The organism is Embleya sp. NPDC020886, assembly GCF_044333915.1.
In the GTDB taxonomy this organism is placed as follows: domain Bacteria; phylum Actinomycetota; class Actinomycetes; order Streptomycetales; family Streptomycetaceae; genus Embleya.
On record NZ_JBIRRX010000008.1, the window covers coordinates 113422 to 138257 of the forward strand.

20 protein-coding genes and 1 pseudogene are annotated in these 24836 nt (G+C 71.4%); 13 read left to right on the forward strand and 8 right to left on the reverse strand.

Annotated features, from left to right (window positions below):
* The first annotated feature begins 75 nt into the window (after positions 1 to 75).
* The gene (locus tag ACH4U8_RS26720) at positions 76 to 1260 is read left to right on the forward strand and encodes a MarP family serine protease (protein ID WP_360316024.1); all 1185 of its coding nucleotides are present in this window, start codon (positions 76 to 78) and stop codon (positions 1258 to 1260) included.
* 77 nt (positions 1261 to 1337) lie between these two features.
* Positions 1338 to 2024 carry a metal-dependent hydrolase gene (locus tag ACH4U8_RS26725; RefSeq protein ID WP_360316026.1) on the forward strand — a complete coding sequence of 229 codons (687 nt, stop codon included), beginning with the start codon at positions 1338 to 1340 and terminating at the stop codon, positions 2022 to 2024.
* Between the two features lie 492 nt (positions 2025 to 2516).
* On the opposite strand, the gene ACH4U8_RS26730 is transcribed toward ACH4U8_RS26725, so the two are convergent.
* The 5 genes from ACH4U8_RS26730 to ACH4U8_RS26750 form a co-directional block, all read right to left on the reverse strand.
* Positions 2517 to 3437 (reverse strand): alpha/beta fold hydrolase, encoded by a 921-nt coding sequence (locus tag ACH4U8_RS26730; RefSeq protein WP_395780719.1) that lies wholly within the window; start codon positions 3435 to 3437, stop codon positions 2517 to 2519.
* 71 nt (positions 3438 to 3508) lie between these two features.
* A complete protein-coding gene (locus ACH4U8_RS26735) occupies positions 3509 to 3928 on the reverse strand; it encodes a phage holin family protein (RefSeq protein ID WP_360316031.1) in 420 nt (139 codons plus the stop codon).
* A 110-nt stretch (positions 3929 to 4038) separates the two neighbouring features.
* Entirely contained in the window at positions 4039 to 5361 is a 1323-nt protein-coding gene (gene nhaA / locus ACH4U8_RS26740; protein WP_395780721.1) for a Na+/H+ antiporter NhaA, read from the reverse strand.
* Positions 5362 to 5636: 275 nt separating this feature from the next.
* Positions 5637 to 6974 carry a hypothetical protein gene (locus ACH4U8_RS26745; RefSeq protein WP_395780723.1) on the reverse strand — a complete coding sequence of 446 codons (1338 nt, stop codon included), beginning with the start codon at positions 6972 to 6974 and terminating at the stop codon, positions 5637 to 5639.
* A gap of 205 nt (positions 6975 to 7179) precedes the next feature.
* Complete coding sequence (locus tag ACH4U8_RS26750; protein ID WP_395780724.1) at positions 7180 to 8166, reverse strand: sulfite exporter TauE/SafE family protein; 987 nt, start codon at positions 8164 to 8166, stop codon at positions 7180 to 7182.
* A gap of 258 nt (positions 8167 to 8424) precedes the next feature.
* Here ACH4U8_RS26750 and ACH4U8_RS26755 point away from each other — a divergent pair, with 258 nt between their 5' ends.
* Both ACH4U8_RS26755 and acs read left to right on the forward strand, forming a co-directional pair.
* Positions 8425 to 10773 (forward strand): SulP family inorganic anion transporter, encoded by a 2349-nt coding sequence (locus ACH4U8_RS26755; protein WP_360316039.1) that lies wholly within the window; start codon positions 8425 to 8427, stop codon positions 10771 to 10773.
* 148 nt (positions 10774 to 10921) lie between these two features.
* Positions 10922 to 12910, forward strand: a complete 1989-nt coding sequence (acs, locus tag ACH4U8_RS26760) for an acetate--CoA ligase (RefSeq protein WP_395780726.1) — start codon at positions 10922 to 10924, stop codon at positions 12908 to 12910.
* 58 nt (positions 12911 to 12968) lie between these two features.
* On the opposite strand, the gene ACH4U8_RS26765 is transcribed toward acs, so the two are convergent.
* Positions 12969 to 13949: an ATP-binding protein gene (locus ACH4U8_RS26765; protein WP_395780727.1), complete on the reverse strand. Its 981-nt coding sequence runs from the start codon at positions 13947 to 13949 to the stop codon at positions 12969 to 12971.
* Positions 13950 to 14162: 213 nt separating this feature from the next.
* On the opposite strand from ACH4U8_RS26765, the gene ACH4U8_RS26770 reads away from it, so the two are divergent.
* On the forward strand, positions 14163 to 14966 hold the full coding sequence (locus ACH4U8_RS26770) for an oxidoreductase (RefSeq protein WP_360316046.1): 804 nt from the start codon (positions 14163 to 14165) through the stop codon (positions 14964 to 14966).
* Positions 14967 to 15397: 431 nt separating this feature from the next.
* On the opposite strand, the gene ACH4U8_RS26775 is transcribed toward ACH4U8_RS26770, so the two are convergent.
* The gene (locus ACH4U8_RS26775) at positions 15398 to 16204 is read right to left on the reverse strand and encodes an HAD-IB family hydrolase (RefSeq protein WP_360316048.1); all 807 of its coding nucleotides are present in this window, start codon (positions 16202 to 16204) and stop codon (positions 15398 to 15400) included.
* A gap of 591 nt (positions 16205 to 16795) precedes the next feature.
* On the opposite strand from ACH4U8_RS26775, the gene ssd reads away from it, so the two are divergent.
* From ssd to ACH4U8_RS26810, 7 genes and pseudogenes are all read left to right on the forward strand, one after another.
* Positions 16796 to 17890 (forward strand): septum site-determining protein Ssd, encoded by a 1095-nt coding sequence (ssd, locus tag ACH4U8_RS26780; RefSeq protein ID WP_395780729.1) that lies wholly within the window; start codon positions 16796 to 16798, stop codon positions 17888 to 17890.
* Positions 17887 to 19266, forward strand: coding sequence for a TadA family conjugal transfer-associated ATPase (locus ACH4U8_RS26785; RefSeq protein WP_395780730.1), 1380 nt, complete (start codon positions 17887 to 17889; stop codon positions 19264 to 19266). Before ssd ends, ACH4U8_RS26785 begins: the two co-directional genes overlap by 4 nt.
* A gap of 51 nt (positions 19267 to 19317) precedes the next feature.
* Positions 19318 to 20154: a type II secretion system F family protein gene (locus tag ACH4U8_RS26790; RefSeq protein ID WP_395780732.1), complete on the forward strand. Its 837-nt coding sequence runs from the start codon at positions 19318 to 19320 to the stop codon at positions 20152 to 20154.
* Positions 20155 to 20194: 40 nt separating this feature from the next.
* The gene (locus tag ACH4U8_RS26795) at positions 20195 to 20908 is read left to right on the forward strand and encodes a type II secretion system F family protein (protein WP_379992102.1); all 714 of its coding nucleotides are present in this window, start codon (positions 20195 to 20197) and stop codon (positions 20906 to 20908) included.
* A gap of 34 nt (positions 20909 to 20942) precedes the next feature.
* Positions 20943 to 21152, forward strand: coding sequence for a DUF4244 domain-containing protein (locus tag ACH4U8_RS26800; protein WP_395780734.1), 210 nt, complete (start codon positions 20943 to 20945; stop codon positions 21150 to 21152).
* Positions 21153 to 21198: 46 nt separating this feature from the next.
* On the forward strand, positions 21199 to 21534 hold the full coding sequence (locus tag ACH4U8_RS26805) for a TadE family type IV pilus minor pilin (RefSeq protein WP_360324971.1): 336 nt from the start codon (positions 21199 to 21201) through the stop codon (positions 21532 to 21534).
* Positions 21531 to 21809: pseudogene (locus ACH4U8_RS26810) on the forward strand (Rv3654c family TadE-like protein); the annotation flags it as partial. The gene ACH4U8_RS26805 and the pseudogene ACH4U8_RS26810, both read left to right, overlap by 4 nt.
* A gap of 132 nt (positions 21810 to 21941) precedes the next feature.
* Here ACH4U8_RS26810 and ACH4U8_RS26815 read toward each other — a convergent pair.
* Positions 21942 to 24344: a DEAD/DEAH box helicase gene (locus tag ACH4U8_RS26815; RefSeq protein WP_395780736.1), complete on the reverse strand. Its 2403-nt coding sequence runs from the start codon at positions 24342 to 24344 to the stop codon at positions 21942 to 21944.
* Positions 24345 to 24470: 126 nt separating this feature from the next.
* Here ACH4U8_RS26815 and ACH4U8_RS26820 point away from each other — a divergent pair, with 126 nt between their 5' ends.
* Complete coding sequence (locus ACH4U8_RS26820; RefSeq protein WP_020549531.1) at positions 24471 to 24812, forward strand: STAS domain-containing protein; 342 nt, start codon at positions 24471 to 24473, stop codon at positions 24810 to 24812.
* The last annotated feature ends 24 nt before the right edge of the window (positions 24813 to 24836 follow it).

Consider the following 24836-nt stretch of genomic DNA (forward strand, 5'->3'; position numbering starts at 1 on the left):
ACAGCCGTGTCACCGGTGTTCGACGAACCGGCACGGCGGCGGACAGCGTGGGCTCGTACATGAGAACGTGAGCCCGTGAATGTCCTGGACCTGTTGCTGCTCGCCGCCGCGGTGGCCTTCGCCATCTCCGGATACCGGCAGGGCTTCATCGTCGGTGTGCTCTCCTTCCTGGGCTTCATCGGCGGCGGCGTGCTCGGCATGTGGCTCGTGCCGTCGCTGCTCGACCGCTTCGAGCCGGGGTTGGGCCCCTCGATCGCGGCGATCTGCGTCGTGCTCGTGTTGGCCACCGCGCTCCAGGCGCTGACCACCGCGGCGGGCAACCGACTGCGCCGGCATCTCACCTGGCGGCCCGCGCGGCTGGTGGACGCGGCCGGCGGCTCGATCGTGAGCGTGTGCGCGCTGTTGATCGTGGTGTGGCTGATCGGTTCCTCGGTCGCGGGCGCCTCGATGCCCACCATCTCGCGCGAGGTGCGCTCGTCCCAGGTGCTGGGCGGGGTGCAGAGGGTGTTGCCGCAGGGGGCCGACACGTGGTTCTCCTCGTTCGGCAACCTGCTCGACCGCAACGGCTTCCCGCAGGTCTTCAGCCCGTTCGTACGCGAGGACATCCCGCAGGTCCCGCCGCCGGACCCCAAGCTGTTGTCGATGCCCGCCGTCCAGGAGAGTCGCAACAGCATCGTCAAGATCGTCGGCACCGCGAAGAGTTGCGGCAAGGTGATCGAGGGCTCCGGCTTCGTCTACGCCCCGCAGCGGGTGATGACGAACGCGCACGTGGTCGGCGGCGTCAAGAAGCCGACCGTGCAGATCGGCGGCGAGGGGCGGGAGTATCAGGCCGAAGTGGTGCTCTACGACTGGAAGCGCGACATCGCGGTGCTCAAGGTGCCCGGTCTCAAGGCCACTCCGTTGCAGTTCGAGCCGAAGGTGGAGAGCGGCGCGGACGCGATCGTGGTCGGCTTCCCGGAGAACGGCGCCTTCCACGTCGAACCCGCCCGGGTCCGGGCCCGGATCCAGGCCGGCGGACCGGACATCTACAAGCGGGGCACGGTCAGTCGCGACGTGTACTCGCTGTACGCCAAGGTCCGCCAGGGCAACTCCGGCGGACCGCTGATCTCGCCCGGCGGCAAGGTCGCCGGGGTGATCTTCGCCAAGTCGCTCGACGACGAGTCCACCGGCTACGCGCTCACCGTCGAGGAGGTGCGGGCCGACGCCGAGGCGGGCGCGGTCGGCGACCGCCCGGTGGACACCCAGAGTTGCGCCATGTGACGCATGTTCGACGCCCGTTCGGGCAGACGTGCGAGCAGCACCGCCAACGGTGCCAACCGGCAGGGTGGGGTGGGGGAATGCTCGGGCATTCGCACGCGGTCAGCGGGGCACTGGTGTTCGCCGCGACGGCGCCGGTCCTGCCGCAACACCTGTGGCACAACCACCTGTCCGGGGCCGAGATCGTGATCGGCACCCTCCTGACCGCGGGCGCGGCGCTGCTGCCCGACCTCGACCACCACAACGGCACGATCGCCAACTTCCTCGGCCCACTCTCGCGCGCGTTGTGCTCGGGCGTGGCCAAGGTGTCCGGCGGGCATCGGCACGCCACCCACTCGATCGCCTTCGTCCTGGTGGCCGGACTGCTGACCTGGCAGGGCGTGCAACACCTGGGTCGGCCGTTCACCCTCACCATGGTCTTCGTGCTGCTCGCGCTGGGGTTGCGCGCGCTGAACGTGTGTCCGCCGGGCAAGGGCCCGGCGTCCTGGATCACCATCGTCGCGCTCGCCGGTGGCGGTACGGCGGTGGTCGACCACTGGATGCCGTCCGCACCCGACTGGTTGCCCATGGTGATCGTGCTCGGCTGTGTCGCGCACCTGCTCGGCGACTTCCTCACCAGGCAGGGGATACCGCTGCTCTGGCCGCTGGGCACCCGCTTCGAGCTGGCGATCGTCGGCCGGACCGGGAATCGTCTGGAGACGCTCGTCCTGGTGCCGGTGATGATGATCGCCACCGTCGCCCTTTTGTGGTTCGGCGCATTCGCCTGAAAACGAAAAGAAGCAATCGTTCGGCGAATACGAAGAACTCACCCGCGGGAAAGCGGTACCGCGACGCGGCCCGGTGTCGAGCCGCGTCGAAGCGTCAGCGTGGGGAGCGCAGCCGCAACGTCAACCAACGTGCTCGTCGGCGCAATATCCCCATCAGTCCCGGGAAATGATCCCCCCGGTCGGCAACCGCGCCGACCGGCGCCCCTCGCGTGTGTTCGAACCCGTGAGTGCCAGTGGTGCCGATCTCAACCATGAGGGTCTCTGCCGTCTCCGACCGGGTGTCCCCGGCCCCCGCCGCCATGCTCGGAGCGTTGTACGTCCGGCTCATAGGGGGGCGCCTACCCGGGTCACCGACGGCGTAATCGCCCCGCTTCGGCGGGCGGGAAATGCCTCCCGGAGACCATCGAGGCGATCTGTACGGAAGTGTCGGATATCCCTGGCAAAATTACACAAGAAGGCCCGAAACCATTGTGGAAGTTCAGCGCCGGAACTTCAACGTTCCGGTTCCGGATCCTTCAGCCAGCCCAGAAGTTCCTCGGTGAACATCGTGGGTTGTTCCTCGTGCGGGAAGTGGCCCACGCCCTCCAGCAGCCGCCACCGGTAGGGCGCCTCGACATAGCGCCCGGAGCCGGCGGCGGTGCGGGGCAGGATCACCGGATCGAGGGCGCCGTGCAGATGCAGCGTGGGCACCTCGACGGGGGCCTTCATCCGGGCCGAGTACTGGATTCCGTCCGGGCGCGGGATCGAGCGGATCAGCCAGCGGTAGTGCTCCGCCGCGCAGTGCGCCGTCCCGGGCACGAGCATCGCCTGCCGGTAGCGCGTGATCGACTCGTCGGCCGGCCGGCCCGGCGCCGACCACTCCCGCAACATGTCCCCGACCATGGCCGCGTCGTCGCGGATCAACTGCCGCTCGGGCACCCACGGCCGCTGGAAACCGAAGATGTGCGAACTCGCCGCCATCTGATGCCGATCGGTGAGCAGCGCGCCGCGCAGCCGCCGGGGGTGCGGCATCGACACCGCGACCAGGCGGCGGACCACCTTGGGCCGCAACACCGCGGCGGTCCAGCCCAGATAGGCGCCCAGGTCGTGGCCGACCACGATCGCGTCCGGCTCGCCCAGCGAGCGGATCACTCCGGTCACGTCCAGGGCCAAAGTGATCGGGTCGTAGCCGCGCGGGGTGCGGTCGCTGCCGCCGTAACCGCGCAGATCCAGCGCGACCGCGCGGTAGCCGGCCCGGGCCAGTACCGGTAGCTGATGCCGCCAGGTCCACCAGAACTGCGGGAAGCCGTGCAGCAAGAGCACGACCGGGCCCTCGCCCATCTCCGCGATGTGGAACCGCGCGCCGTTGGCGGCGATGTCGCGGTGCGTCCAGGGCCCGGCCACGTTGACCACGGTGCTCTCGGGAACCGTCATGCCGAGCAGCGTCGCACACTCGCGATGGTGCTCCTGTTTCCGCCGCCGGTCGGGCGACCCGTGCCGCCGGGTCAGCCGACGTTCTTCAGCGTGCTCACCGTGTCCCGGGTCGTGGTGATCGTCCGCTCCGGCGGCCGCACCTTCTTGAACGACTTGATGCCGTAGAAGGCGAGTGCCCCCGCGAGCAACAGATAGAAGCCGCCGACGATCAGGAAGCTCCACGCCACGCCGAGGCCGAGGGCGTGGATGCCGTAGACGACGGCGAAGCTCAGGAAGACGAACGCGAACACACCGACGAAGGCCGCCGCGCCGAACGCGCCGCCACCCTTGGCGACGTTGACCACGCTGACCTTGACCTCGCTCTTGGCGAGTGCGATCTCACTGCGTACCAGTGTGGACATGTCCCGGCTGGCCGACGAGAACAGCTCGCCGAGGGATCGTTGTGCGTCGACGGGCACGTCCTGGGCCGGGGACCTGTCGGTGCCTGCCATGGTCACTCCTCGTGCGGGTACGGATAATCCGACCCCGATCATGCCCTGCTGTGGCGATACGGATCCAGCGGGGCGCGTCGTACGAGTGTTTCGGATGGGAAACGAAGCCGTCAGGAGTACCCGAGCTTCTCGTTCCGCAACCGATCGGCGTCGCTCTGATAGACGTCCGGAATGCCGTCGCCGTCGTCGTCGCGATTCTCCTCGGCACACATCCGGGCGTACGCGTTGTTCCTTATCCGCAGCACGATCGAGGCCCCGATGGCGGCCAGTACCGAGCCCACCAACACCGCGGCCTTGGCCTCCTCGGTCAGCGTCGGGTCGTCGGTGAAGGCGAGTTCGCTGATCAGCAGCGACACCGTGAAGCCGATGCCGGCGAGCATCGACATGCCCAACACGTCCCACCACGCGAGGTCGTCGCTGAGCTGGGCCCGGGTGAATCGGGCGACCAGCCAGGTGCCCACGAAGATGCCGACCACCTTGCCCAGGATCAGGCCGATCATGATGCCGAGCGTGGGTCGGCGGGTGAACACGTCGGCGAGCACCGGGCCGGAGACCGCGACGCCCGCGGACATCAGCGCGAAGATCGGCACCGCGAAGCCGGCGGAGACCGGGCGGACCAGGTGCTCGACGTGCTCGGCCGGCGAGGTCCGCTCCTGCCGGTCGGGAAGCACCCGCATCAACAGGCCCATCGCGACGCCCGCGACCGTGGCGTGCACCCCGCTCTCGTGCATCAGCGCCCAGATCACCAGGGCGAGCGGTACGTACCACCACCAGCCGCGCACCCGGAATCGCTGGAGCAGGGCGAAGACCACGAGCAGGGCGAACGCCCCGGCCAGGGCCAGGAAGTCCACCGAGTCGGTGAAGAAGATCGCGATGATCAGGATCGCGCCGAGGTCGTCGACCACCGCGAGCGTCAGCAGGAACGAACGCAGTGCCGAGGGCAGGTTGGTGCCGATCACCGCGAGCACGGCCAGGGCGAAGGCGATGTCGGTCGCGGTGGGGATCGCCCAGCCGTCCGGCGAGCCGCCGCCCGCGTTCACCGCGAAGTAGAACAGCGCCGGGGTGATCATGCCGCACGCGGCGGCCACCACCGGCAGCACCGCCTGGGCGGGATTGCGCAGGTCACCGACCACGAGTTCGCGCTTGAGTTCGATGCCGGCCACGAAGAAGAACACCGCGAGCAGTCCGTCCGCGGCCCAAGTGCCCAGCGACAGATTGAGGTTGAGTGCCTCGGGGCCGATCCGGAAGTCGCGCAGGTCGTGATACGCGTCGCTCCACGCGGTGTTCGCCCAGATCACCGCGACCACCGCCGCGATCAGCAGCAGTGCGCCGCCGACGGTCTCGGTGCGCAGCGCGTCGGCGATGAAATTCCGCTCGGCCAGCGTGGACGGGCGCCGAAAGAACTTGTTGCGTGGTGCGGACTCGGCACCCACGGGACCTCCAGGTCGGCTGCGGCTCGCAGGCGTATACCGCCCCGCGAAAACGACAAAACAGCGCCGACCAGACTTCCCGGCATGCCTCCCGAAGGGAGACCCATGTGTCGGAGCGGTGAATTCCGCCCTCGATCGCCGTAAGTATATCGATAATGTGTGCGACCCGGTGGAACCGATCGGTACGCGCGTCGCCGGCGCGGCGGCAACGCAAAGGCCCCGTACCGAAGTTGTCTTCGGTACGGGGCCGCGTCGAGGGTGGCGGGGCCGCCGGGGGCTCAGTCCTGGCGGCGCGGCAGCACCGCGTGGTCCGGCTCGGCGAGCGAGCGCGACGCCGCGGGCTTGTTCGGGGACTGCGCGGAGGCGTTGACGATCGTGTTCCAGTCGGTCACGTTCTGACCGACGCCCAGGCCCTGGAGCTTGGCGATCACCGCGGGGTCCTGGCCCTCCAGCCAGTCGGTGAGCTGACGGAAGGTCACGCACCGCACGTCGGCCTTCGTGCAGACCGAGGTCACCGTGTCCCGGACGGCATTCATGTAGATGCCGCCGTTCCAGTCCTCGAAGTGATTACCGATGAACAACGGCGCGCGGTTGGTGGTATAGGCGCGCTGGAATCCGTTCATGTAGAAATCGTGGGCTTCCTTCTCCCACGCGTCCTTCTTGGACGGGTCGAACTTGCCGTGCACCGCTTCCTGCTCGTACATGATGTTGTAGTCCATGGAGAGCTGCGACTTGGTCGGGCTGCCCGGCCACGGAAGCGACTGGAGCGGGAAGTCCCAAATGCCGGTCTCCTTGCCGCGCTTGGGCCACACCTGGAGACCGCCGGGAGAACTCGCGTCGTAGCGGAATCCCATTTCCTTGGCGGCCCGCATCAGATTCGGCTGGCCCTCCAGGCACGGGGCCCGGCCGCCGATGAGTTCCTTGCCCGGTGCGTAGTCGAACGGCAGCGGCGGCAGGTCGGCGTACCCGGTGTTGGTCTTCCAGTTCTGGACGAACTTGACCGCCTGCTCGGTCTCGTTCTTCCAGTCCGCGGGGCTCCAGCTCTTGCCGCTCGTGGCGCTGTTGCAGAAGTGCCCGTTGAAGTGCGTGCCGATCTCGTTGCCCTTGAGCCAGACCTCACGCATCTGGATGATCGTATTGCGCACCGTTTCGTCCGACATGAAGTTGATGTCGGACGCGCCGGCCGCGTGCTTCGGGCCGGTGTACATGGCCTTCTTCGTCTTCGGCAACGTGTAGATACCGCTCAGGAAGTACGTCATCTGAGCCTTGTTCGCCTCGGACAGCTTCGAGAATTCCGAGACCAGCTTGTTTCCGTCCTCGGCCGCGCCGTCCCAGGAGAAAATGACGAACTGCGGCGGTTTCTCGCCCGGCTTGAGCTTCTCCACCTTGGGCTGGTTCGGCTGGGGGCCGGTGTCGGCGGTCGAGCCGTCGCCGATCGGCTTGACCGGACCTCTCGGTTTGTCCGATTCCTTGCCCGGAGCGCTCGGATTTCCGTTGCCAGGGTTCTTTGCAGAGGAATTGCCGGAATCTTTCCCGTCCTTTGCGAAAACCACGAAACCGATAGCGGCCAGGACTGCGACAACGACGAGCACCGCAGCGCCGCGGACAGTTCGCACAGTTCACCTCTTCCCATGGACATGCCGGACCGGGCTGTATTACCTATCGATACATACGCACGCCGGGCCCACCCGGTTGCGTGCGTGCCCGGACCTTTCACCGCGTACCCGAGTCGGGACGCGGCGGATCACCCGGCATACGTGAGCGCGGACACATCACCGTACGGGGAGTCGGGCCCCGGAAGCGATCCGAGCCGGGCGGGCGTCAGGGGTCGCTCCGGAACTCGATGCGGCCGCTGTACATGCCCATCGCACAGGTCCAGGTCAGGGTGCCGGCGCGCGGTGTGCCCAGGTCGATTTCGGCCGCCCCGGTCACCGGCAACACCCGCTGCTCGTCCCGGGCGGGCAGCACGAAGCCCCGGGTGCAGCCGGTGGTGTGGTCGGTACGCAACACCAGCACGGTGCGCACGCCGGCCCGGGCCAGCGCGCGGGCCGGGTGGTAGCCCTCGTTCCCGACCCGGACGGTGACTCGTTGCACGCCGTCGGTGCCCGTGCGCGCCGCCGCGTGATCCACGGTGCCCGCCGCGGCCGGCGTCCACCAGCCGCCCAGGCGCAGTCCGGAGGCGATCGTCCATGCGGCCACCGCGAGTACCAACAGGCCCAGGAGCGCGGTCGGTCGGCCGCGCAGCACTCGTCCGGAGGCGCCGACCAGCAGGCCGAGCGCGGCGAACAGCGGGAGGGTGCCGAGCACGAAACCGGTCAGCACGGCGGCTCCGCCGAACGCGTTTCCCGAGGTCACCGCGACCAGTTCGACGCCCAGGGTGACGCCACACGGCACCAGCACGGTGGCGGCGCCCAACAGCAGTGGACCGCGGCCGGCGCCGCGGGCGAAGGCGCGCGGCAGCAGCCTGCCGACCCCGGGCACACCGAGCATGGACAGGCCGAAGAGCACCATCAGCGCGCCCGCCAGGAGCAGCAGGATCGCGCGGGTGCCGGGGGTCGGTTGGATCGCGCCGCCGAGCAGCCCGAGCAGGGCGCCCAGGACGGCGTGCGCGGCGAGCTTGGCGCCCAGGAAAACGGCCAGCGCCCGGGGGAGCAGGCCGCGCGGCGCTGTCGTCGGGCAACCGGCGGCCGGGGTCGGGCGCGGCCGGACGGCGCCGGCGAGCAGGCCGCCCTGGACCGCCGCGCAGGACGCGCCGCCCGCGACGAACCCCGCACCGAGCCCGGTCGCGAACAGTGTGAGTACCTGCACGGAACCACCCCCACTCCGGGGAGATTACGGGCCATCACACACGGTGTGGAAGGTTCTCGGCGCGAAACACCTGATTCACCCATGTGGGTGCATATTTTACGTTCCGAAAAGAATAGCCTTACTGTGACAAGGTAAACACTTAGAGTTAACTTGGCCTATCCGGCCCGGCACTCTTGTTCGACCCTGCGCGCCGCCACCCCTGCGGCAGCCATGCCCGCCATGACATGACTGACATGACTGACCCCGGAGGACACGGACATGCCCGTTGCCCCTGACATCACGCTCGCGCCGGTCTCCCGAATCGCCGCGCTGCGCGCGGATTTCGGCGCCTCACTCGTGGTTTTCCTGGTTGCCGTGCCGCTGTCGCTCGGCATCGCACTCGCAGCCGGCGCCCCTCTCGGCGCCGGCATCATCTCGGCCGTGGTCGGCGGCATCGTGGTCGGCCTGATCGGTGGCGCACCGCTCCAGGTGAGCGGTCCCACCGCGGGCCTGACCGTGATCGTGGCCGGCCTCGTCCAGACCTACGGCTGGCGCGTGACCTGCCTGGTCACCGTCGGCGCCGGCCTGCTCCAGATCCTGCTCGGCGTGCTCCGGGTGGCCCGCGCCACCCTCGCGCTGTCGCCGGCCGTCGTGCACGGCGTCGTCGCGGGCATCGGCGTGGTGATCGCGCTGGCCCAGTTGCACGTGGTCCTGGGCGGGGCGCCGCAGCGCTCGGCCTGGGAGAACCTGCACGAACTGCCCACCCAGGTGGGCAATCTGCGTGCCCCGACGGTCGCGGTCGGGGTGATCACCGTGGTCCTGCTGCTCGGTTGGCCGATGCTCGGCAGGCTGCCCGGGCGGTGGGCGCGGCTCGGCCGGGTGCCCGCGCCGCTGATCGCGGTCTCGCTCGCCACGGTGACCGCGAGCGTCCTGCACCTGAACGTGGCCCGGGTGGACCTGTCCTCGATCGCCCTCACCACCCCGGTGTTGCCGCCGGCGGGCGCGTGGGGTGCGATCGCGGTGGGTGTGATCAGCGTCGCGTTGGTCTCCGGCATGGAGTCGCTGCTCTCGGCCGCCGCGGCGGATCGGCTGCACCACGGGCCGCGCGCCAAGCTCGATCGCGAACTGATCGGTCAGGGCGTGGGCAACGTGGTCTCCGGCGCGATCGGCGGCTACCCGGTGACCGGCGTGGCGATCCGTTCGGTGACCAACGTGCGGGCCGGTGCGCTCACTCGGGCCGCGACGATCATGCACGGCGTGTGGGTGATGTTGTTCGTGGGCCTGCTCGGCGCCTTCGTCGAGCGCATCCCGCTCGCGGTGCTGGCCGCGCTGGTGATGGTGGTCGGCATCCAGATGGTCAGCCTCGCGCACATCCGACACGTGCACCGGCATCGCGAGTTCCCCGCCTACGCGGCCACCATCGCCGGGGTGATCCTGGCCGGCGTGCTCCAGGGCGTGCTGCTCGGCGTGGTGGTCGCGGTGCTCACCGCGCTGTATCGGCTCAGCCGCAGCACCGTGCGGGTGCATCCCGGCGACGGCGTGTTGCACGTCGAGGTGCACGGCTCGTTGACCTTCCTGTCGGTGCCGCGACTGTCCCGAGTGCTGGGCAAGTTGCCGCCGGGCGAGCACGTCGTGGTCGACATGACGGTGGACTACCTCGACCAGGCCGCGTTCGAGGCGGTGCACTCGTGGCGCGTGGGCTACCTCGCGCGCGGCGGTCGGGTGGACATCGAGGAGATCCACGACGGTTGCTACGAGCGGGCCGCGGGCGGTTCGCCGGGCCCCAGGCGCTCTCGACTGACTCCCTCGCCGCGTTGGTTCGCGCCGTGGTGGCACTGGCAGCGGGCCTGCCCGCGCGAGGACGGCACCGCGTCCCAGGCGCTGGTGGCCGGTGCGCGCGAGTTCCAACAGCGCACCGCGCCGCTGGTCCAGCCGTTCCTGGAGCGGCTCGCGCTGGAGGGACAAAAGCCCGCACAACTGTTCATCACCTGCGCCGATTCGCGGATCGTGCCGAACCTGATCACCGCGAGCGGCCCCGGGGACCTGTTCACCGTGCGCAACGTCGGCAACCTGGTGCCGCGCGGCGAGACCGGGCAGGCCGGCTCCGACACGGCCGACGCGTCGGTGGGCGCGGCGATCGAATACGCGGTGGCGGTGCTCGGGGTGCGCAGCATCACGGTGTGCGGGCACTCCGGTTGCGGGGCGATGGGCGCGCTGCTCGACAAGGTCGGCAAGGCGCCCGAGGCCGGGGCGGAGCCCGGCACGACGCCGCACCTCGACCGTTGGCTGCGCAACGGCGAATTGTCGCTGGCGCGCTTCACCGCCGGCCCCGCGCCGACCCTGACCGGGTATCGGGTACCACCGGTGGAACAACTGTGCCTGACCAACGTGGTCCAGCAGTTGGACAACCTGCTCGACCACGCGGTGGTCGCCCAGGCGGTGGCCGCAGGACGACTGCGCCTGTTCGGGCTCTACTTCGACCTCGCCTCCGCGCAGATGTACCTCTACGACGGCGTGCGCGGCGATTTCGGGCCGGTGGACGCGGAGCGGGCGGAGTCCGGGGCGCTGCCGGAGGTGCTCGCGACGGGCGCCGAAGATCACACTTTTCCGGCACTCAATGCGGGGTAGCCACCCCGTACGATCTCGCCGTCGGCCACGATGCGCCGTGGCCCGAGAAGTGGTCTAAACCAATCGCGGTCCTCCTCTTGCCGGCTCGGGCCGGTCCCTGATGAGCTACGGCGGAAGGAACCGACCGCAGCAGCACGGAGGAGTACGCGTGAGCAACGCAGACCGGAACACCGGGGACAAGGCCCAAGAGGCACTGTCGAACCTGCTGCGCGAGGAGCGACGCTTCGCGCCCCCGCCGGCGCTCGCGGAGGCCGCCAACGTCAAGGCCGAGGCGTACGAGCGGGCGTCGGCCGACCGGCTCGGCTTCTGGGCCGAACAGGCCCGGCGGCTGGACTGGGCGGTGGAGCCGCAGGAGACGCTGGACTGGTCGACGCCCCCGTTCGCGAAGTGGTTCGCCGACGGCAAGCTCAACGTGGCCTACAACTGTGTCGACCGGCACGTCGAGGCGGGCCACGGCGACCGGGTGGCGATCCACTTCGAGGGCGAGCCGGGCGACACCCGCACGCTGACCTACGCCGACCTCAAGCGCGAGGTGTCCAAGGCGGCCAACGCGCTCACCTCGCTGGGCGTCGAGGCGGGCGACCGGGTGGCGATCTACCTGCCGATGATCCCCGAGGCGGTGATCTCGATGCTCGCCTGCGCGCGCATCGGCGCCCCGCACTCGGTCGTCTTCGGCGGCTTCTCGGCGGACGCGGTGTCCTCACGTGTCAACGACAACGACGCGCGGATCGTGATCACCGCCGACGGCGGCTACCGGCGCGGCAAGCCCTCCGCGCTCAAGCCCGCCATCGACGAGGCGTTGGACTCCTGCCCGGACGTGCGCAACGTGCTCGTGGTGCGTCGCACCGGCGGCGACGTCGCGTGGACCGAGGGCCGCGACATCTGGTGGCACGACCTGGTCGACGCGCAGTCCGAGGAGCACGAGCCGCAGGCGTTCGACGCCGAGCACCCGCTGTTCATCCTGTACACGTCGGGCACCACGGGGAAGCCGAAGGGCATCCTGCACACCTCCGGCGGTTACCTGACCCAGGCGAGCTACACGCACCACGCGGTGTTCGACCTCAAGCCCGAGACCGACGTCTACTGGTGCACGGCCGACATCGGCTGGGTCACCGGGCACTCGTACATCACCTACGGCCCGCTCTCCAACGGCGCCACCCAGGTCATGTACGAGGGCACGCCGGACTCGCCGCACCAGGGCCGCTGGTGGGAGATCGTGGCGAAGTACGGGGTCACCATCCTGTACACCGCGCCCACCGCGATCCGCACCTGCATGAAGTGGGGCGACGACATCCCCGCGAAGTTCGACCTGTCCTCGCTGCGCGTCCTGGGCAGCGTCGGCGAGCCGATCAACCCCGAGGCGTGGATCTGGTACCGCGAGCACATCGGCGCCGGGAAGACCCCGATCGTCGACACGTGGTGGCAGACCGAGACCGGCGCGATCATGATCAGCCCGCTGCCGGGCGTCACCTCGACCAAGCCGGGTTCCGCGCAGCGCGCGCTGCCGGGCATCTCGGCCAAGGTGGTCGACGACACCGCGACCGAGGTGCCCGACGGCGGTGGCGGCTACCTGGTGCTCGACCAGCCGTGGCCGTCGATGTTGCGCACCATCTGGGGCGACGACCAGCGGTTCCGGGACACCTACTGGTCCCGCTTCGACGGGCTGTATTTCGCCGGCGACGGTGCCAAGAAGGACGAGGACGGCGACATCTGGCTGCTCGGCCGGGTGGACGACGTGATGCTCGTCTCCGGCCACAACATCTCCACCACCGAGGTCGAGTCGGCGCTGGTCTCGCACGCCAAGGTCGCCGAGTCGGCCGTGGTGGGCGCCACCGACGCGACCACGGGCCAGGCGATCGTGGCGTTCGTGATCCTGCGCGGCTCGGCCGGGGACTCCTCCGACGAACTCGTCGCCGAACTGCGCGAGCACGTCGGCCGGGTGCTCGGCCCGATCGCCAAGCCCAAGCGCATCCAGGTGGTCACCGAACTGCCCAAGACGCGCTCCGGCAAGATCATGCGCCGCCTGCTGCGGGACATGGCCGAGGGCCGCACGCTGGGCGACGTCACCACGCTGACCGACTCGTCGGTGATGGACCAGATCTCCGCGCAGCAGTCGTCGGCGGCGGCCGAGGACTGAGCGGGATCTGCGGGCCCGGGGCGGCCCGTCCCTTCGGGGGCGGGCCGCCCCGCCGCGTTCAGACCCCGGCGGAGATCGCCTGCGGGCCGAGTACGAACGCCGAGTCGACCTGCTCGGCGAGATCGACGCCGGTCTTGGCGTTGGCCCAGCTTTGTGCGTTCCGCAGGTGGAACTCGACCATCTGCGCGGTGTATCGCTCCCAGTCGCGGTGCTCGAAGCGGGCGTCACAGGCACGCGCCAACGTGTGCAACGCGGCGCGGTTGGCCGGCTCCAGCGTCTCGAAGCCGGGCGCGCGGCCCTTCTCCAGGGCGCGGACGAAGTCGGACTGCACGGTCCAGGTCAGCAGGTCCGCGCCGACGTGCTCGCGCAGGAACTCGACGTCCTCGGGGCCCTGGACCTTGTTGCCGACGACCGCGAGCGACACGCCCCAGTCGCGCGCGTAGTCGCGGTATTGCCGGTAGACGCCGACGCCCCGGCGGGTCGGCTCGGCGACCAGGAAGGTGAGGTCGAAGCGGGTGAACAGCCCGGAGGCGAACGAGTCGGACCCGGCGGTCATGTCCACCACCAGGTATTCGCCGGCGCCGTCGACGAGATGGTTGAGGTAGAGCTCCACCGCGCCGACCTTCGAGTGGTAGCAGGCCACCCCCAGGTCGGACTCCTCGAACGGACCGGTGGCCATCAGCCGCAGACCGGGCAGTCCGGGCACCTCGCGCGCGCACGCAGCGTGGATCGGGTTGTCGTCGGCGAGTCGGATCAGCCGCGAACCCCGGCCGGGCGGCGTGGTCTTGACCATCTCGGCGACCGAGCCGATCCGCGGGTTGTCGCCGCGCAGCCACTCCTTGATCGCGGGCAACTCGGCGCCCATCGCGGGCAGTGCCGCGGCGGCGCGTTCGTCCAGGCCGAGGGCCACGCCCAGATGCTGGTTGATGTCCGCGTCCACGGCGACCACCGGCCGGCCGGTGGTCGCGAGATGTCGGATGAACAGGGACGACAGCGTGGTCTTGCCGCTGCCGCCCTTGCCGACGAAGGCGATCTTCACGGATGGGCCCTTCGATGACGGTCCGAACGTCCGGGGCCGACGACGCGGGTCCGGCGATTCGGGTTTGACAATCGTTTTCGAATAGGATCATCCGTCGCTTACCGTGTCCGCGTCAAGTCGTTCGGTGAGCACGCGCCGGCGGGTGGGCCGACGGGTGGGCCTCGCGCGGACCGGTGTCGCGGACGGTTTCCGGCGCGGCGTAGGGTCGCCCGGGTGAGCACCGCAACCGATCCCCTCGCCGCCCTCGCCGCCCTGCCCGGCGTGCCGGAGTCCGTCGAGGACACTCGCAAGGCCGTCGACCGGCTGCTCGGCCACCGCACGATGCGCCGTCGCAGCATGGACATCAGCGCCGAGTCCGCACTGCGCGGCGCGCGGGCGAGCGCCGCCCTCGAAGGGGTCGACTGGTCGCTGGAGGAGATCCGCCGCCGCACCGACTTCTCGGCCTCGGGCCGGGACGGCGCGGTGATCGCGGGTGCGCTGCGGTTGTCCGCCGAGATCGGCTCGCTGCTGGGCACCTGGGGGCACAGCCCGCTCCAGGTGCTGGCCCGGCTGCATGTGGTCGCCGCCGCCGACGCGGTGCCCGCCGAGGCGCTCGGCCGGCCGCGCCGCGACGGCGAACTGCCCGGGCCGCTGCCGTCGGCGGAGGAGGTGGCCGCCCGCCTGGACGGGTTGTCCCGACTGCTGCTCGCGCCGTCCTCGGCCCCCGCGATCGTGGTCGCCGCGGTCACCCACGCGGAGATCCTCACGCTCGCCCCGTTCGGCTGGGGCAACGGCCTGGTCGCCCGGGCAGCGCAGCGGATCGTACTGATCACCCGCGGCTTGGACCCCAAGGGCGCGGCCGTGCCCGAGGTCGGCCACCTGGACCTGGGCGTGGACGCCTACGCGGCGGCGCTGCGCGCGTACGAGAGCGGCACCGCGGCGGGTGTGGCGACCTGGATCGGGCACTGCGCCGAGGCGATGACGCTGGGCGCGCGGGAGAGCGTCGCGGTCTGCGAAGCGGTGATGCGCGGGATCTGATCCGTCCTGTGGGCGGGACGGCACGACCGGCTCGGCGGGGCCCGGGAAACGAGACGGCGGCGCCCTTGTGGACGCCGCCGTTTGCGCACTCCCACCGGGGTACCAAGCGTGTACCAGTTATGACGATCGGCCCCGGCATGCGCATCCACGGGGGGAAGAACATGCAGGTCGTCCGACGCGTTCGGCCCCTACGAGGGTCGGTCGCACGTGGGTTCCCGGCGGTCGTGTTCGGTCCGCGCGAGCCGACCGCCGAAGCGGGGCCGTACGGGCCGTTGGTCCCTTTTCTAGTGGGTTGCCGGGAGGAGGGGAACCCCTGGCCCAAGATCTTTACTTTTGGCCTTTGTCGGATTTGCTCCCGATCCGCCGTGTGGTCGACCCGCCGGCGTGTCGCCCGGCCCGGCGGGCGATGCGCCTCCCGTGGGTGTTCGGGGTCAGCGGCGCTTCTTGGCGAGGTACCAGACGAAGCCGGCCGCGGTGGCACCCGCGCCGATCGCGGTCGCCGCGAGCACGGGGCGCGAGGGCACCGACAGCGACGGCACCCGCTGGCGCAGCGCGACCGGCCGGCTGAACACCAGCACCGGCCAGCCTCGCCCGGTCGCCTCGCGGCGCAGGCCGCGATCGGGGTTGACCGCGTACGGGTGGCCCACCTCCAGGAGCATCGGCAGGTCGGTGATCGAGTCGCTGTACGCGTAGCAGGAGGCGAGGTCGTAGCCCTCGGTTCGGGCCAACTCCTTGACCGCCGCGGCCTTGTTGGGCCCATACGCGTAGAAGTCGATGTCGCCGGAGTAGCGGCCGTCCTCGACCACCATCCGGGTGGCCACCACCCGGTCCGCGCCCAGCATGTCGCCGATCGGCTCGACCACCTCGGCGCCGGAGGAACTGACGATGACCACGTCGCGACCGGCGGCGTGGTGTTCCTCGATCAGGGAGGCGGCCTCGTCGTAGATGATCGGGTCGATCATGTCGTGCAGGGTTTCCGCGACGATCTCGCGCACCTGCTGGACGTCCCAGCCGCGGCACAGCGCGGAGAGATATTCACGCATGCGCTCCATCTGGTCGTGATCCGCGCCGCCGACGAGGAAGACGAACTGCGCGTATGCACTCTTGAGGACGGAGCGGCGATTGATGAGACCGCCGTGGTAGAAGGATCTGCTGAACGCCAGCGCACTGGACCTGGCGATGATGGTCTTGTCGAGGTCGAAGAAGGCTGCTGTCCGCTTCGGAGCCTGGGTTTCCACAGTTCACGAGGATAAGGGCAGCCATTCGGCGTAAACTCCACGTCGTGGGTTTGCTAGAGAACCCCCTCGGGTACATCCTGGAAGTCACGGATCGTTCGCGACCGTGCTAACCCGGTCCGACTCCTCCCCCCCCCGAGTCGGCCGTGGAGACGACCCCCGCTCTCCCCCCCGGCGGGGGTCGTCGCTTGTCCGGGGGCTTTTTTGCGTCCGTACCCCTGTGTGGGCCGGTTTTTTGTCCGACCCATCGCGTGCGGGCGGGATTTGTCACCGTAGTGTCCGGGCCGGTTCGGATCGAATCCTCGATTCCGGGTCGGCCGTCCGTGTGTGGTCGGTGACCTTTTCGGACCTGCCCTTCTCCGGTGTTTCCGGTGGATTCCCGGGCGATTTTCGGCGTGTCACGGGCGCGTCGACGCGATGGGTCCGTCCGGGACGGTCCGGCCGTCCCTCGCACGAGTGAATCCGTCGTCCACAAGCACGGGCTTGTACACAGGCACGAACCACCCGCTCGGCCGAGCGCGCGCCGGCGGCGACGGTGGGGTCAGTTCTCGGGAGGGCCGGTTCGGACGGACCTCCCCGACCCCTGGAGGTTCCGTGGCAGCGCTCTCCCCACCGCGGCCGGCCCGCCCGCTCCTGGTGACCGGTGATCCGACCCTGCTCGACGAACTTCTGCGGTTGTGCGCCGCGGCCGGGATCGAGCCCGAGGTGCAGCCGGACGCGGGCGCGGCGCGGACCGCGTGGCCGGCGGCGCCGCTGGTGATCGTCGGCGACGACGTGACACCGGGTCTGGCCCGCTGCGGACTGCCCCGCCGGGAGGACGTGGTGCTGATCGGCGCCGACCTGGACGACGGCGACGTGTGGCGACGGGCCCTGGACGTCGGGGCGGACCACGTGGTGTTCCTGCCGGACGCGGAGGCGTGGATCGTCGATCGACTGGGCGATGTCGCGGAGGGCACCGGGCCGGACGCGCACACGATCGCGGTGCTCGGCGGTTGCGGCGGCAGCGGGGCGAGCACGTTGGCCTGCGCGCTCGCGGTGACCGCGGGGCGCCGGGGGTTGAACACCGCGCTGGTGGACGTGGATCCACTGGGTGGGGGACTGGACGTGCTGCTGGGCGGTGAGGACGAGAGCGGCCTGCGTTGGCCGGACCTGGCGAGCGCGCGGGGCCGGATCGACGGCGGTGCGCTGTCCGACGCGCTGGTGCACCTGCACGGGCTGACCGTGCTCTCGTGGGATCGCGAGCGACCGCCGGGGATTCCGCCGGAGACGATCCGCTCGGTGGTGCGGGCGGTGCGCAGACGGCACGACGTCGCGGTGCTCGACGTGCCGCGGCACACCGACTCGGCGGGGGCGGAGGCACTGCGGCAGTGCGATACCGGGTTGTTGGTGGTGCCGGCCGAGGTGCGGGCGCTGGCCGCGGCGGCGCAGGTGTCGGCGCGGATCGGTCCGATGGTGCGTGACCTGCGGGCGGTGGTGCGGCAGCCGAGTTCCTCGGGGCTGACCTCGGAGGCGGCCGCGCGCGGTCTCGGCCTGCCGCTCGCGGGCGAGTTGCGACCGGAGGCGGGATTGTCGGCCGCCGCCGAGCGGGGTGATCCGCCGGGGCTGCGCTCACGCGGGCCGTTGGCCCGGTTCTGTCGGGAGTATCTGGCGGGCAATCCGGCCGGCGTGGTGCGTCGGGAGGCCGCGTGAGTGCGCGCGAGGTGCCGCCGATGCCGCCGTTTCCGCCGCCGACGCCGCTGCCGGGTGGGTCGCCGCCGCGGGGCGGGCGGCAGGTGCGGCCGACGGGGGTGCCGCAGCCGCCGCCGTGGCCGGTGCCGACGCCGGCGGAGGGCGGCACCGGGGTCTTCTCGGCGCCGCAATTGCGACCGGTGCCGGTGGCCGGCCCCGCCACGTCGGTGCCGGCGCCGCCGGATCCGGGGCTGGTCGAGGCGGTGCGGTCGCGGTTGGCCGCGGGCGGACACGAGCCGACGCCCGGTGCGGTGGCGGCGGCGCTGCGGGCCGAGGGGCGGGTGCTCGGCGAGGCGGCGTTGCCGGACCTGGTTCGGGCGTTGCGCTCGGAGATCGCCGGGGCCGGGCCGCTGGACGCGCTGCTGCGTGATCCCGAGGTCACCGACGTGCTGGTCAACGCGCCCGACGAGGTGTGGATCGACCGGGGCGCGGGGCCGCAGCGCACGGCGGTGACGTTCGCGGACGACGCGGCGGTGCGGCGGCTCGCCCAGCGGTTGGCGAGCGGTGCCGGGCGGCGGCTGGACGACGCCTCGCCGTATGTGGACGCCACGCTCGCCGACGGGATCCGGCTGCACGCGGTGCTGCGTCCGGTCGCGGTGCGCGGCACGTGCCTGTCGTTGCGCGTGCCTCGGCGCACCTCGTTGGGGCTGGCCGATCTGGTCCGGGTCGGTTCGTTGTCGCCGGTTGCGGCCGAACTGCTGTGTGCGGTCGTCTCGGCGCGCGCCGCGTTCCTGGTCTCCGGGGGCACCGGATCGGGCAAGACCACGCTGCTCGGAGCGCTCCTCGGCTGCGCTCATCCCGCCGAACGGCTCTTGTTGGCCGAGGACTCGGCCGAGCTGACGCCGCGTCACCCACATGTGGTGCGGCTCGAGTCGCGGCCGGCCAACGTCGAGGGCGCGGGCGAGGTGACGCTGCGGGATCTGGTGCGTCAGGCACTGCGGATGCGGCCGGATCGACTCGTGGTCGGCGAGGTGCGCGGCGCCGAGGTGGTCGAGTTGCTCGCCGCGCTCAACACCGGCCACGAGGGCGGGTGCGGCACGGTGCACGCGAACTCGGCGGCGGATGTGCCGGCCCGGCTGGAGGCACTTGGGGCGCTGGCCGGCCTCGGCCGGGACGCCCTGCACAGCCAACTGGCCGCCGCGCTCGATCTGGTCGTGCATGTGGTGCGTGAGCGCGACGGCCTGCGTCGGGTGGCCGAGATCCACGTGCTCGAACGGGACCCGGCGGGTTGGGTGCACCCGGTGTCCGCGATGCGCTTCGAGCGCGGGGGCGCGGCTCGTCCCGGACCTGGGCATGGGCGGTTGGCCGCGCTGCTGGCGGGGTGGTGGCGCGGGTGAGGGGCCGGGCGTGTTCGAACGGGGTGTGGGGCTTGTCGGGTGGGGGAGTCGATGACGGCGGCGGTGGTTGCGGCGGGGGCGGTCGCCGGGTTGGTGTGGTTGTCGATGGTTCGGGTGGGGCCGGGTCGGTTGCGGGGGGTGTTGGGGGCGCTCGATGCCGAGCGGATGGGGCGGTCGGGGCTCGGGGCGGGGGTGCGGCGGTATCGGGTGCCGGTCGCGGTGCTCGCGGCGGGGAGCGGCGCGGCGCTGCTGCTGGGGTCGCCGGTGCCCGCGCTGGTGGCGTTGCCGGGGGCGTGGGTGTTGCGTCGTCGGCGGGCGCGGGCGGCGGCCGATCGGGAGGCCGCCGCGGTGCGGGGCGCGGTTGCCGGGTTGTGCGCGGTGCTGGCGGGGGAGTTGCGGGCGGGGCGGTCGCCGGAGGAGGCGCTGAGGGCGGCCGCGCACGCGGTGGACGGGCCGGTCCTGGCGGTGGTGGGCGAGGCGATCGGGTCGGCCCGGGTCGGTGGCGATGTGCCCGCCGCGCTGGATCGGGCGGCGGCCCGGCCCGGGGCGGCCGGACTTCGGCGGCTCGCCGCGTGTTGGCGGATCGCGACCGGCCGGGGCGCCGGGTTCGCGCCGGCGCTGGAACGCATCGCGGGCACGTTGCGGGCGGAGCAGGACGCGCACGAGGAACTGGTCGCCGAACTCGCCGGGGCCCGCTCCACGGCGCACGTGCTGGCCGCGCTGCCGGTCTTCGGCCTGTTCCTGGGCAGTGGTCTCGGCGCCCGGCCCCTGGATGTACTGCTCCGCACACCGACCGGGATCGGCTGCCTGTGCGCCGGCCTGGTCCTGGTGGCCGTCGGTCTGGAATGGACGGACCGCCTGGCGGCTCACGCGGCGCCGGCGGCATGAGGGCCGGGCGCGGATCGGGGGTCGGCCGGTGGGTGGGGGCGTGAGCGGCGTCGCGGTGTTCGTGGCGGTCGTCGCGGCGGCGGGCGGTGCGGGGGCCGCGGTACGGGGTGGAGGCGCGCGGGACCGGCGGGTGCCGGGGCGGGGGCCCGATCCGGTGTGGCGGCGGCGGGCGGCGGCGCTGCTGGGCGGGGCGGCGGTGTTCGTGTTGTTCGGCGGGTGGGTCGGGGGCGGTGCGGGGGTCGCCGCGGCGGTGCTGCTCGATCGGCGGCTGGGTCGGTTGGAACCGCGTTCCGGTCGGGTGCTCCGGGAGCGGTTGCGGGCCGATCTGCCCTCTGCCGCCGACCTGTTCGCGGCGTGCCTGGTGGCGGGCAGCTCGCCGGTGGAGGCCGCCGAGGCGGTCGCGCACGCGGTCGGTGGGCCGCTGGCGAGCCGGCTGCGGCCGATCGTGGCCTCGCTGCGGTTGGGTGGCGATCCGGGGCGGTGCTGGTTGACGCTGACCGACGATCCGGTGCTTGCGCCCCTGGGCCGGGCCCTGGCCCGAGCCGCGACCGGCGGTGCGCCCGCGGCGGCCCTGGTGGCCCGGATGGCCGACGAGCAGCGGGCCGAGCATCGACGCGCCGCGGGTGCGGCCGCACGCCGGGTGGGGGTCCGGGCCACGGTCCCGCTCGGGTTGTGCTTCCTGCCGGCCTTCCTGCTGATCGGAGTGGTTCCGATCGTGATCGGGCTGACGACGACCCTGTTGCAGCCCTTCTGATTCATTCATATACACATACAAAAAGGGGGATTCCATGCAGATTCTGCTGCCGATTCTTGCTCCGGCCGCACGTCGGATGTGGCTGCGGCTGCGCGACGAGACCGGAATGACCACGGCGGAGTACGCGGTGGGCACGGTCGCCGCGGTGGCCTTCGGGGCGGTGCTGTTCAAGATCGTGACCAGCCCGGGGGTGGCGGCGGCGCTCACCCGCGTGATCACCAAGGCGCTCGATGTCTCGTTCTGAGCCTCGCCGCGGCGCCGCGCGTCGGGCGCGAGCGGCGAACGGCTTCGTGACCGCGGAGACCGCGGTCGTGCTGCCGGTGCTGGTCCTGTTGACCGCGGTGTCGGTGTCCGGCATCGCTGCCGCCGCCGCGCAGATTCGCTGTGTGGACGCGGCACAGGCGGGGGCACGGGCGTTGGCCCGGGGCGAGCCGGAGACGGTCGCCCAAGAGCGGGCCCGGGCCGCAGGTCCGGTCGGAGCGCGGACGGAAGTGTCCCGCGCGGACGGCCTGGTCCGCTTCCGGATCACCGGCGAGGTCGGCGTGCCGGGAGCGGCCTGGGCCGGAGTGCGGTTCCACGTGGAACATGTCGCGGTGGCGGCCCTGGAGGACGAGGTGGCCCCGTGAACCCGCGCAGCTCCGCCCAGGAGGGCTCGGCGACCTTGTGGGTGGTCGCATTCGCGCTGGTGCCGCTGTGCGTGGCGGCATTCGTGTTCGCCTTCGCCGGGGCGGTCGCAGCCCGACACCGCGCCGCCGCCGCAGCCGACCTGGCAGCCCTCGCGGCGGCAGCCCGCGCCGCCGCCGGCGCCAACCCCGAGGAGGCCTGCGCCCTGGCCCGCCGAGTGGCCCGAGCCCAACACACCGACCCGACCCACTGCTACCTCACCAACGCCTTCGCCACCGTAGAGGTCACCACCAACACCCCGGCCGGCCCCGCCCACGCAACGGCCCACGCCGGCCCCACCACCCCCAGGCTCCCGACCGGCGTGTCTCCGCCCACTCACCACACCCCAACCAACCCCTCATCCGTCGTCTCAACCGCTACCCGCCGCTCCCGCCCCAGCCGCGCCGCTTCCACCCGCGCCGGCCTCACCCACGCCACTCCCACCCGCCCCCAACAACACGCCCAACAGCGCGACCGCCGCCCGCTTGTCCAGCGGGTGGTTGCCGTTTCCGCATTTGGGTGATTGCACGCAACTCGGACAGCCGTGTTCGCATTCGCAGGAGGCGATCGCGTCGCGGGTCGCGGTCAGCCAGGCGGTGGCGGTGATGTAGGCGCGCTCGGCGAAGCCCGCGCCGCCGGGGTGGCCGTCGTAGACGAACACGGTCGGCAGGCCGGTGTCGGGGTGCAGCGACGTGGACACCCCGCCGATGTCCCAGCGGTCGCACGTCGCGAACAGGGGCAGCAGGCCGATCGAGGCGTGTTCGGCCGCGTGTGCCGCGCCCGGCAGGTCGGTCGGCTCGATGCCCGCCGCCGCGACCTGGTCGGGCGTCACCGTCCACCACACCGCGCGGGTGCGCAGGCTGCGCTCGGGCAGGTCGAGTTTGTGCTCGCCCAGCACCTCGCCGGTGACGATCCGTTTGCGCTGGAAGGAGACCACCCGGCTGGTGACCTCGACCGAGCCGAAGTGCAGCCGGGCCGCGCCCCACTCCTGGGTGCGCACCGTCTCCAGGACCCGGATCTCGGTGACCTCACGCGCACTGGTGGTCCAGTCCGGGGCCGCCGCGCGCACCAGCGCCACGCCCTCGCCGAGGTCGAGTTCGCGGACCAGGAAGGTGTCGCCCTGATGCAGGTGCACCGCGCCGGGATGGACCGCGGAGTGCGCCGCGGGCGCGTCGACCGTGCCCAGCAGGCGCCCGGTGTCCTGTTCGACGACCCGCACCGCCGGCCCGCCCGCGCCGCGGATGTCGGTCAGGTCGGTGGCCCGCTCCCGGCTGGTCCAGTACCAGCCGGTGGACCGCCGACGCAGCAACCCGCGCCGTTCCAGACCCGGCAGCAGTTCGGCGGCCACCGGCCCGAACAGTTCCAGGTCCTCCTCGGTGAGCGCGAACTCGGCCGCGGCCGCGCACAGGTGCGGGGCCAGTACGTACGGGTTGTCCGGATCCAGCACGGTCGCCTCGACCGGGCGGTCGAACAGGGCCTCGGGGTGGTGCACCAGGAAGGTGTCCAGCGGATCGTCCCGCGCGATCAGCACGGCCAGCGCCTCCTGCCCGGCCCGCCCCGCGCGGCCGGCCTGCTGCCACAACGACGCCCGGGTGCCGGGATAGCCCGCGATCAGCACCGCGTCCAGGCCGGAGATGTCCACCCCGAGTTCGAGCGCGGTGGTCGCGGCCACCCCGAGCAGGCTGCCGTCGTGCAGCGCGCGCTCGATCGCCCGCCGCTCCTGCGGCAGATAGCCCGCGCGATAGGTGGCCACCCGATCGGCCAACGACTCGTCCACCCGGGCCAGGTGATCGCGCGCGATCACCCGCACCACCTCGGCGCCGCGTCGCGAGCGCACGAAGGCGACCGTGCGTACGCCGTCGAGGACCAGATCGGTGAGCAGATCGGCGGTTTCCGAGGTCGCGGTACGCCGGACGGGCGCTCCGTGTTCACCCGCATGGCCGGTCAGTGGCGGCTCCCACAGGGCGAACACCAGTTCGCCGTGCGGCGAGCCGTCCTCGGTCACCTCGACCACGGGCGTGCCGATCAGCCGTTCGGCGGCAAGCGCCGGATCGGACACGGTGGCCGACGCCAGCACGAACACCGGATCGGATCCGTACCGGCGACACACCCGGCGCAGCCGGCGGATCAACTGGGCCACATGCGAGCCGAAAACGCCGCGATAGGTGTGGCATTCGTCGATCACCACGTAGCGCAGCGAGCGCAGGAACGCCGCCCACGAACGGTGTCCGGGCAGCAACGCGCGGTGCAACATGTCCGGATTCGTCAGGACGTAGGACGCGTGCGAGCGGACCCACTGCCGGACCTCGACGGGGGTGTCGCCGTCGTAGGTGGCGACCCGGACACACCCGAGCGCGGGGCTCGCCGACCGCAACTCCTCGACGGCGCGCGCCTGATCCGAGGCCAGCGCTTTCGTCGGAGAGAGGTAGAGTGCGGTCGCACCGCGCCCGCTGGGCGCGGACGCGCCCTCGACCAGGGTCGTGAGGACCGGCAACAGATAGGCGAGGGACTTGCCCGAGGCGGTGCCGGTGGCGATCACGACCGAGCGGCCCCGTGCCGCAACAGAGGCGGCGCGGGCCTGATGCTCCCACGGCAGTTCGATACCCGCGGTGCGAAACGCGTCGCCGACTTCCGGCCGAACCCAATCGGGCCAGGCCGCGGTAACACCTTCGCGAGCGGGTATGCGCCGGACGTGCGTCACTCGATCGGGTCGATCCCGACCCGCCATAAGGCGGCCGAGAAGACCTTCCGGGGGGCGTGTTCTGGGCTGCATCGGGCACCAGTGTTACATCCAATGTCGCGGGATTCATCGTCCCCTAGTGCCCATAAGTGGTTGAATGCCTTGGCGGCTGCCGATCCATGGGGGGCGACCGCTCAAGAGCAAGGTGCTGGAGGATCCGTGGACTTGTCCCTGTCGACCCGAACCGAGGGCGGTCGTACGATCGTCGAGGTGGGCGGCGAGATCGATGTATACACCGCACCCAAGCTGCGCGAGCAACTGGTGGAACTCGTCAACGAAGGCCAGTTCCACCTGATCGTCGACATGGAAGCCGTCGACTTCCTGGACTCGACCGGGCTCGGCGTGCTGGTGGGTGGCCTGAAGCGGGTGCGTGCCCACGAAGGGTCGCTGCAGTTGGTGTGCACTCAGGAGCGCATCCTGAAGATCTTCCGCATCACCGGCCTGACCAAGGTCTTTCCGATTCATCCGTCGGTGGCCGTGGCCATCGCCTCGTCCGACTGACCGACGTACGTCCTGACCGGACGC